Source organism: Sphingobacterium sp. UBA1897 (genome assembly GCF_002337775.1).
Lineage (GTDB): Bacteria > Bacteroidota > Bacteroidia > Sphingobacteriales > Sphingobacteriaceae > Sphingobacterium > Sphingobacterium siyangense.
The window spans coordinates 20,587-30,693 of record NZ_DDGR01000034.1; the positions used below are offsets into that span (position 1 = coordinate 20,587).

General features: G+C 34.9%; 9 protein-coding genes. 6 read left to right on the plus strand and 3 right to left on the minus strand.

All coding sequences use genetic code 11. The features are described 5' to 3' along the window. Positions 1-374 precede the first annotated feature (374 nt). The 4 genes from B4N43_RS22770 (at position 375) to B4N43_RS22785 (ending at position 6,137) form a co-directional block, all read left to right on the plus strand. A complete protein-coding gene (locus B4N43_RS22770) occupies positions 375-3,167 on the plus strand; it encodes a TonB-dependent receptor (protein WP_286736386.1) in 2,793 nt (930 codons plus the stop codon). A gap of 79 nt (positions 3,168-3,246) precedes the next feature. Continuing rightward, positions 3,247-4,641, plus strand: coding sequence for a hypothetical protein (locus tag B4N43_RS22775; RefSeq protein WP_286736388.1), 1,395 nt, complete (start codon positions 3,247-3,249; stop codon positions 4,639-4,641). A 430-nt stretch (positions 4,642-5,071) separates the two neighbouring features. Beyond that, entirely contained in the window at positions 5,072-5,632 is a 561-nt protein-coding gene (locus tag B4N43_RS22780; protein WP_286736390.1) for a M57 family metalloprotease, read from the plus strand. Between the two features lie 124 nt (positions 5,633-5,756). Beyond that, the gene (locus B4N43_RS22785) at positions 5,757-6,137 is read left to right on the plus strand and encodes a hypothetical protein (RefSeq protein ID WP_286736393.1); all 381 of its coding nucleotides are present in this window, start codon (positions 5,757-5,759) and stop codon (positions 6,135-6,137) included. Between the two features lie 143 nt (positions 6,138-6,280). Here the strand turns inward: B4N43_RS22785 and B4N43_RS22790 are convergent, their stop codons facing one another. Further along, entirely contained in the window at positions 6,281-7,480 is a 1,200-nt protein-coding gene (locus tag B4N43_RS22790) for a hypothetical protein (RefSeq protein WP_286736395.1), read from the minus strand. Between the two features lie 174 nt (positions 7,481-7,654). Between B4N43_RS22790 and B4N43_RS22795 the strand changes: the two genes are divergently transcribed. Further along, positions 7,655-8,236, plus strand: coding sequence for a PD-(D/E)XK nuclease family transposase (locus B4N43_RS22795; protein WP_286736396.1), 582 nt, complete (start codon positions 7,655-7,657; stop codon positions 8,234-8,236). Between the two features lie 48 nt (positions 8,237-8,284). Then, the gene (locus B4N43_RS22800) at positions 8,285-8,515 is read left to right on the plus strand and encodes a hypothetical protein (RefSeq protein ID WP_286736398.1); all 231 of its coding nucleotides are present in this window, start codon (positions 8,285-8,287) and stop codon (positions 8,513-8,515) included. A gap of 153 nt (positions 8,516-8,668) precedes the next feature. Here the strand turns inward: B4N43_RS22800 and B4N43_RS22805 are convergent, their stop codons facing one another. Next, positions 8,669-8,914, minus strand: a complete 246-nt coding sequence (locus B4N43_RS22805; protein ID WP_286736400.1) for a hypothetical protein — start codon at positions 8,912-8,914, stop codon at positions 8,669-8,671. Positions 8,915-8,960: 46 nt separating this feature from the next. After that, positions 8,961-9,233 (minus strand): helix-turn-helix transcriptional regulator, encoded by a 273-nt coding sequence (locus B4N43_RS22810; RefSeq protein WP_070567287.1) that lies wholly within the window; start codon positions 9,231-9,233, stop codon positions 8,961-8,963. Between the last annotated feature and the right edge of the window lie 874 nt (positions 9,234-10,107).

Consider the following 10,107-nt stretch of genomic DNA (forward strand, 5'->3'; position numbering starts at 1 on the left):
TTGCATATAAAAAGCAATTTACTGCAGTGAGTTAACAGTTGGCAATGGAAGATGATCGGTCTCTCTCAACTAGCAGTACCACTTATCTATATAAGGCCGTAAATGGCATTCATTAAAGTGTAATTTAGAAAAATAACCTTATTGTGTTAATAAATTAAGTGCTTAATAATTTTCTTACACTTCATTAATATGCTGACCGCTTAAGGGGGGTAAATATTCGTATAAATAGCATTAAAAGGCCTTTTTTGCTGAAAATCAAAAAAAACAGGAGGTAAGTAACATTAATTTAACAACTGGTTTACGCAATGGTAATTTGTTGTTAATGTTAATCTAATATTCTGCTAATAGCTTTGCAGAAACAAAAAACAAATAAATTGGAACCACAATTACAACTTAAAAGAATCGCTGCAGTCGTAACGCTAGCAGTAGCTGCGTCAACAACAGTTTATGCACAGGGCAGTGGAAAGGTGGCGGGTAAAGTAACAAATGTCAAAACAGGTGAAACAATCACAGGGGTGACTGTTAAGGTACTCGGTACGGCGAGAGTGGGAAGTTCAGATGTGACTGGTAATTATAATATTCCTGCAGTACCTGCAGGGAAGTATACATTAGAATTTAGTTATGTAGGCTTTGCTACTAAGCAAATTACTGATGTAGAGATAAAGGATAAGGATGTTACGACGCTAGATGTAGTACTCGATAATACTGGGGGAACTGTATTGGATCAGGTTGTTGTTACGGGAACTTTCAAAAAAGAGTCGATAAGTGCTTTGTACTCGCAGCAAAAAAATAGTGCTAGAATTTCCAGTGGGATTTCGACCGAACAAATTAAGAGAAGTCCAGATAGAAATACGTCAGAGGCAATTAAGCGTGTAAGTGGTGCTAGTATCCAAGATAATAAATATGTTATTGTAAGGGGGCTGAGTGATCGTTACAATTCAGCTATGTTGAATAATGCGATTTTACCCAATACAGAAGTAGATAAACGTGCTTTTTCTTTTGATATCATTCCTTCAAATTTAATTGAATCAATCATAATTAATAAAACTGCAACCCCAGATATCCCTGCTGATTTTTCCGGAGGTGTAGTTCAAGTGAATACTAAAGATTTTCCAGAGAAAAATTTCTTTGATGCATCCATAGGTACATCTTATAATACACAATCCACATTTAAAGATTTTACCTCAGCAAAAAGAGCTGGTGGTGAAGTGTTTGGTTTTGCAGGAAGTGACCGTGAAATTCCTAAAGATTTTCCTTCCACAAAGGATTTTCAATCTTTACAAAATAATTCAAATGAAATTTTTGAGTATTCTAAATTGTTTAAAAACAATTGGGGCTATGATACGAAGAAGTCAACATTAACGCCTAACTTTCAACTGAATTACGGTTCCACTAAGAATTTTAAAGATGATTCTAAATTTGGAGCTATTTTTTCATTGACTTATCGTTACGACCAAAGGAAACGCGAAGCAGACCAAAAAGCGTATGTTGGCCAGTCGTTGCCAGAAGTATTCCATGACGATCAATATAGTTACAATACAAATTTAGGAGCCCTTGCAAACTTCGCGTATTCTTGGAAGTCAAACAAAATCTCTTTCAAAAACTTATATAATCGAATTTTAGAGAATCAATTTACGTTCCGTGAAGGAAAAGATGATTCGGGGAGTGAATTTTATCGCACGGGAGATTATCTATTACAACGATCTATTTTAACAAATCAATTATCTGGTGAACATATCCTTTCAGATAACAGTAAATTAAAATTGGATTGGTCCTTGAATTATGGTCGTACGGATAGAGATGAGCCCGGTTATAAGCGGATGGAATATTCAAAAGATGGTATTGCATCGATTTCTGCGACCAGTTCATCTACAGCCGACAGAGCAGGTAATTTCAATTCGACAATGACTGAGAATTCGTATGGTGGGGCTTTAAATTTGACATTACCGATCCGTTTATTCTCAGAAAATGATAAATTAAAAGCAGGTTATTTCAATCAATTGCGTGACAGAAATTTTAATGCAAGGGTGATTGGATTTATTCGAAATGGAAACTTTGATGCGAGTTTGTTGAAATTACCGCAAGACAAAATTTTTGATCAAGCCAATATTCGTCCAAACGGCTTTATACTAAATGAAATAACCAACGGTGGAGATCATTATGATGCGAAAGCATTTTTGAACGCAGGCTATTTGATGTATGATGGATTTGTGATGGAGAAATTGAGGGTTATTGCTGGAGCACGTCTTGAGTCATATAATTTGAAATTAAATAGTGAAGACAATGGCAATCCAGTAGGTGTCGACACAACGACAATTTCATTACTACCATCGTTGAATTTAATCTATAATTTAGATAGTAAGCAAAGTTTTCGCTTTGCAGCTTCACAAACGGTGGGAAGACAGGAGTTTAGAGAAATGGCACCTTTCCCATTTTATGACTTCAATAAAAACATGAACGTTCGTGGAAATCCCAATTTGAAACAATCAAAAACGTCAAATTTTGATCTGGGATATGCGTATTATCCAACAGCTGGTGAAGTTTTATCGGTGGGAGCTTTTTATAAATATTTTGAAAATCCGATCGAACAAGCTTTACAATTAGGAAACTCAGGCCGTTCATTTAATTATACCAATTCAAAGTCTGCGGATGTGTTTGGACTGGAAGCAGAAGTAAGAAAGAACCTGAAATTCATTGATGAGCGATTGGACAATTTTGTCATCAACGCGAATGGATCATACATTTATTCGAAAGTTATTGTTCCAACTACTGTGAACTCAACAGGTAAAAGAAAACTACAAGGACAATCACCTTATCTAATCAATGCGGGATTATCGTATACGACCAAAAATCCAAATACGACAGCGATTACACTCTTGTATAATAGAGTTGGACCAAGAATATGGGCAATTGGTAATGCTGAAGATCCAGATATTTACGAATATTCTAGAAATATTCTTGATTTACAGTTGGCGCAAAAATTTGCGAACTCCAGAGCCGAAGTGAAATTGAATTATAGTGATATTTTAAATAATAAAGCTTATTTCTATCAAAAACCAAAAGGTTCTGATCCAAACGCAGCATTCAATAAAAACACAGATAATATCAATAGAGCTGAGAAATATGGATCTACTGTGTCTCTTACACTCTCTTATAAATTTTGGTAGTCTGTTGTTAATTCACAAATACTTAACATAGAGTTAATTGTATCGTTAAATTAAATTATTCTTTTTGTATAAATAAAACATGAAAATGAAAACGAATTTAAACTTAAATCTTTTAGCTGTTTTAGCGGCAGGTTTAACTGCATTTGCAAGCTGTAGTAAGAGTGATCCTTCGGTAATTGAACCTCCTGTTACCCCGGGTGATTCAAATGAATCGCTTGCTGATTCTTTCTTTGAGAAAGTAGCTTACAAAGGTGCATTTGGTTCTACTGACTGGACATCAGGATGGGTTAATTACGAACCAAATAAAACTGCATATTCTGCTGCTACAGAGGAACTTTCCGGTGAAATAACTGCAGATAAAACTTTAGATGCTTCAAAAACATACTTGTTAAAAGGTTTTGTTTACATTAAAAGTGGTGTTACATTAACGATTCCAGCTGGAACAGTAATTAGAGGAGATAAAAATACAAAAGCAACATTGGTTGTTACAATGGGCGGTAAAATCAATGCAGAAGGAACTGCTGCTAAACCTATTGTATTTACTTCAAACCAACCTGCTGGTACAAGAGCTCCAGGTGATTGGGGTGGAATTATTATCTTAGGTAAAGCACCTAATAATATCCCTGGTGGAACGGGGCTTATTGAAGGTGGTTTAACAGCTCCATATGGAAATCATGGTGGAACTATCGCTGATGATAACTCAGGAGTTCTTAAATATGTACGTGTTGAGTTCCCGGGTATTGCTTATACAACAAACAACGAGATTAACGGTGTTACATTTGGATCAGTTGGTTCTAAAACAACTGTTGAATACGTTCAAGTTGCTTATTCTGGTGATGATTCTTTTGAGTGGTTTGGTGGTACAGTAAATGCTAAGCACCTTGTCTCTACAGCAAACATCGATGATATTTTCGATTTCGATAACGGTTACTCAGGAAAACTTCAATTCTTAGTAGGTCTTAGAGATCCGAAACTAGCGGATCAAGCTGGTCAATCAAATGGTATTGAATCTGATAATTCGGAAAAAGTATTTGATTCTTCTCCAAGAACACGTCCTGTTATATCAAATATGACTTTAGTTGGTCCTGGTAATACAGATGTGGATCCAAAACATGAGTATGCAAATTTGTGGAGAAGAGGAAGCAAGATGATCCTTGCTAATTCTATCTTTATCAACATGCGTTATGGTATCGATATACGTGATAAAGAAACTGGTGATGCTTTGACAGATAAAACATCTTTGATCAAAAACAATATTTACCAATCATTTACGGCAGATAGAGCCGTTATAGCCGATGGTACAGTACCTTCTTTTGCTACTGTTGATTTATTGAAAACGTATTTGACAACAAATAATAATACATTTTTGGATGATGACGCTGCTAAAAATCTTTTGGTTAACCCATATAGCTTAACAGCACCAAACTTCATCTTGAAATCAGGATCAGTAGCTGCTACTGGTGCTTCTTTCTAAGAAATAGATAATTATAGTTTAGTAAAATAGATGGAAAATCCTGCCTTGGCGGGATTTTTTATTTTTGGGGATAAGGGACTAATCGGTTGAAAGAACTCAATTTCTTTAAAATTAGATAGTCGTGTCTATTTTTGTTGTTTGAATCATTACTTATAAAGTTGCTTTTGCTAATTTATTTTAGGTTTGTTGTTTAATTTTTTTATTTGTTTATTTCTATTTATTAATGTGTTAATACTAAATTTATTTATCTTTTATAATTTAATGGAAAAGATAAATTATAAAAAAATTAAACCAATTAACAGTAGCCTTTAGAAGGATGCTGACGATTTCATTCCTGATCCCAATCTTATTGACATCTTGTAAGAAGGAGTAAAGCCCTATTGCAGACGATGCATCTCACTCAAAAAATGATGAAGTATATAGTACTTTATTGAAAAAGGGAATATCACCTACTATGATTCAAGATTTGGGGGGATATTATTTAGTTGAAAATGATCTGTTGGTTAAAAAGCAAGGAACAGATTTGATTGCGTTGAAATCCTTTTTAGACCCCGCAGACAATAGTAGTGAAGCTGTTAGTTCGAAAACAAAAGCGTCTAATCCTAAGAAAGCTCAAGCTAGAACTCCAAATTTGATTTTCTCTTATAATTCAGGAGTAATACTGTATAAAGTTGATGCCGATTATACTTGGAACTCAGCAATTCAAAAAGCTGTAACGAATTGGAGCCAAATATCAAGTACTACTGTGAATTTCTTTCCTGTAATGGATGGAACTCCAACTGACAATTGGATAATTTTTATGAATGACGGCGGTATTCTTCCAAATAATGTTATTGCTGCTGCAGAGTTTCCGTCAAATGATGAAGTAGGTTTTAGAGTACGAATAAATTTAGATTTTAATAATAATCAGCAAGTGAGCGAATCTGGAAAAATTTATAATATGGTCCACGAAATTGGGCATTGTTTGGGATTTAGACATACAAATTGGTAGCAAATGAATGAAAATCAGGACGGTGCATCCTTAATTACAGGGACGCCACAACAAGATGGTTCGTCCGTGATGAACGGGCGGTACAGCCTTAAATTTGTGGAACGGTTTCTCCCAATATGATATTTTGGCTACCCAAACAATTTATCCATATTCTTTACTGGATAAGTGGATTACCTATCCTGAACAAAAGCTTTATTATGATATTTCCTCGAATACTGTAAGATATACACATATAGCTCTATATAATGATGATAAGGTTGGTGTAAATTGGAACCTTAATCTCGTAAATACGGAAGCAATAAATGTCTATCTGTATCAAAATAAAAAAATGGTCAAGATGGTTGGTAATAATATTCCAAATTTGGGAACATATAGTTTTGATTTACCCAATAACCTTTATACTGCAGGAGGACATAATTTTTATAATTTACAGATCAAAATTGAAAGTGTAAGCAATCAAAATTTAAGCGATATGACCTCTTTCTTTTCTGTAATGGTTGATTAAAACTGATTTTATATAGAAGCTATTTCTGACCAATATTAAAGGAATCGAGTTCTGCAATTATTGAAGAACTCGATTCCTTTTCTTAGGATAATATCGAAAAGGAATTTTAAATGACTTACACTAATCCGAAAAAAAATCCGCGCTTATCTCGGCTCGTAGTGATAAACAATTTGATAAGACTGATTTTTAAGCTCCTCAGACAATTGACCTATATCTAGCGTTTGCGCTTGTGGTGTAGGTTCACAGACAGAATAATATTTTCCATTGTACAAAATAGCATCACCGATAGGATGTTCAAATTGGACGGCCATCGTTACATGAGTGGGATAGAGCAGGGTGATCATAGGAAGATTGTAGATTTCCTTTACCAGATAAAAAAACAGGGCAACACGGTCATCACAGTCACTGTATTTATTCAATAGCGTTTGTTCTGCAGAAAGGCGCTTTTCGGATCCGAAATTCTCTTCGTCATTTTCGTATAAGAATGCATATCGCGTAAACCGCATTAAATAATCGACACCTTCCTGCTGATTTTTTCCTTTTAAATTTTCCTTGAGCGCAGGAATCAGTGATTGATAAGTCTCTTTGCTAAGTGGAATATTGAAATAAGTTTCAAAATCTACGCCAGGATAGTTTTTAAAAAGATCACTGATATCTTCATTCAACTTGACATTAAAATGGTAGGCTTTATGTCCATAATTGAACTCAATTTGCTTCTCCTTATAATTTGCGGGTACAAAATCAGGTAATTTTGTGATTTTGTAACTGAAATCTTTGATAGCTTCTGGTACTTTAATTTTAACAGGAATATAGGTGTCTGCGCGTTGAAAGAGCTTTCCATAGTCATGGAAGTTTAAACAGGTGTATTTCTTGCCATCAATTTCAAAAAAAGGAATATCAGAGATATCTTCTTTGTTCTGAATGAAAAATATGATCTGATTATTACCCACAGCCAAGCGGGCATCATAACCAGATTTACACATTAAAAACCATTTATATAAAGTATAGCGTGTATAATTTTCAGCTTTCGGGGCAATCTGCTGTGCGGTGCGGCGAATCAGCTGATAATATACCCAATCATTTAGATGATGTTCATCTTTGTATTCGAGAAGGCTATTTATAAGCTGTATGTAATTAGTTTGATCAGCTATTTGATAGAATTTTTGTATGTGAGCTATTGTTAGGCTGTCATTGAATGGAATATTAAAGGACGATGGAATATCAATAGATACTTTGCCATCATAAAAATCGAAATCATGATGCTGCGCCCTAACGAGTTTTGGACTGTAGGTTAACCAAAATAAAATGGTTAAAAACGCAATATAGTATCCTTTGATATTCAATTATTAACAAATTGATAACATTAATGTAATGTAAATTTAGCAAATTGTAGTTGCTTTTTATACCGATTATTGAAAAATGTTTTTGGGATTGCAATAAGTCTGTTATTTCTACTAAATATTGTGGATATGATTCATTTGTGAGTGTTTTTTACTAAAACATCAAAATACATTAGTATGCTTTCTGATTTTGGCTGGAAGCTATATTTTGGACGGGAGGAAAATAAAGAGAATTTAATCAATTTGTTAAATAGTCTGCTTGAGGGAGAGCATGTGGTCGAGGATCTCAGTTACAGCAATGTTGAAGAAGACGGCGGTTTGCCGTATGATCGGAAAGTGATTTTTGACCGTGGGGTAAGCTATACCTCCCGAACGATTAGTCGCTTGACCAAGAAAGCAACTGCGGGAAATAATTATGAGCTGCCACCGGTATATTTTATTGCCGTACTGGGGTTTCGGCTTGATCCATTGAACAGGGCGAAATATTATTACAGTGCCAATATCTTTGATGAACTTGACCAAGAAGTTCTTTATCCCAAGCTGAGCTATAAGATGTTTGTCTTGCCCAATTTCATTAAGCCACTGTCCAGGTTGGATACAATCATAGATCAATGGATGTACCTGATGAAGCATCTGGATGAGCTGGATGGATCACCTAAGTATTTGGATAAAAGAATGTTATCGCGTATTTTCATCCGACTTAATAATATGTATAAAGCGGATGAGAGATCGCTAAATTTCTTTCGTATTGAAATTTAGCTTAGTTTTGCTATAGGAGAACTGGCAAATTTAACGCTGGAAGAGAAGATGTCATACATATCAAGCTTAGAACAAAAACGTGTCTATAATGCTACAATTGCGTATGCTGAAAAGGAGGGTATGGAGAAAGGCCGATTGGAAGAGCGTGCCAAAGCCGAAGCTGAGAAATTAGCTGAAAAGCTTAAATCAGCGTTAGAATTTAAGAAAATTGTTGTAGCTGTAGAAGATATTGCTAAAGCTTTAGGACTGACTGTCGAACAGGTGGAGGAGCTGAAATAGGATTTTTTGCTTATAAAATATTATAGAGCCATTCTTTAGAGGATGGCTTTTCGTTTGATACAGATGGTCTGAATAATCTTGGATTGTAACATGTTGATTTCATTTAGTTTTTCAAAAACGCATTGCATCTTCAATAACATTAAAAAGAGCATATTAAACATTTCGGTCATCGATGATAAAAGATGGTGTTTTCAGCCGGCCTACGTGGACATTATAGCCAATATAGCTTTCCCGAATAAAAAAAGGGCCGCGGTGGTAACATGATTTTCCTAATCGATCAGCTTGAGCGTCTTTAAATTTTCCAACTGCCGCATTTACTTTATTCGTAAATTTCTGGACTTTATCAAGATCAATGTCTTGCAGATCAACGCCGTGTGCCGGATAAGAATCCAGCGACACTTACTACGATTGAAGATTCATGATTTTATAAATTTTCACCTTGCTTTTAAGAATCTAATTTTATTGAGTCATAATCTTCATTAAAAAACTCTGGAAAGGAATAACCAATGGCATTTAGATGTTTAATGAAAACCTTTAGTGTCATGTTGGACGATCCCGCTTCGATTTTTCCGTATTGAGCTCTGTCAAGATTGTAATCATAAGCAAAGTTCTCATGACTAGAATAGCCCATGGTTTTTCTTATTTGCTTGAAACGCAGGCCAATTAGTTTTTGTTCAACATCAAGAACCAGTATATTATTATTGTTTTTATGTTCCATTCTATAAAAGAACGGAAGCTGTAGGTAAAACACCACTCCATAAAACGATACGTTTTATTTGGAGTTATTTAAATGATTTTATATATTTGTGGTGGTTAAATATAATTATCTGAATTTAATGGTAAAAAATAAAAAGTAGGAATTAAACTAAACTTAATAGCGAACTCTCGTAGCAGGATCTGGCGATTATTGTGATATGGAGGGTGAGTAATGCGTCAATTTATCCTATCTTTGGAAAATATTCCTAGGGTAGGATGGCGCTTGCTTGATCTTTGGCATCACCCATTATTTTTTAATAATGGTACTGAAAGTTATTTCCTAGGGTAATGAGTAAAGGTTCCGCCAGAGCCTCTGCTGCTACGACAAGCAAGTAGTCATCCATTTTTGACTATTTCTTTGAGTTCGTTTTAATTTGACGAATTATGAGAAATAAAATCAAAAAAATAAAGCACCAATTAACATTACAAAAATGTGATTTTATCGGTGCTTTTGTTTTTCGGAAGCAATTACAAAAAAACATCATCACAGCTCCCGAATAGCTCGGCTGGCTCTGCCAAATACTATTTGGTCTCTTTTAGTCATGGATCGCGTAACGCCAATATATTTACCTGTGTGACTCCTCATTCAATCGCGATCTGGCTCCCCGAATTAATTAAATTATTGTCAAACTGACCTGAGTATGATCAGGCCTTAAAAAAAGCTGATTTCGATCGGAAAGGGGATCTTATGTACTTTGGGTTACGGATTTACAAACTGAAAAATGAAAAGGATTTTGGTGCTACAATTTGCTTTTGATTGGATGATTTACGATGTCCACAAGGTCGATTATGGCTCTATAAAGGAGATCGAACCATTCTGAGATCGGTATGCCTTA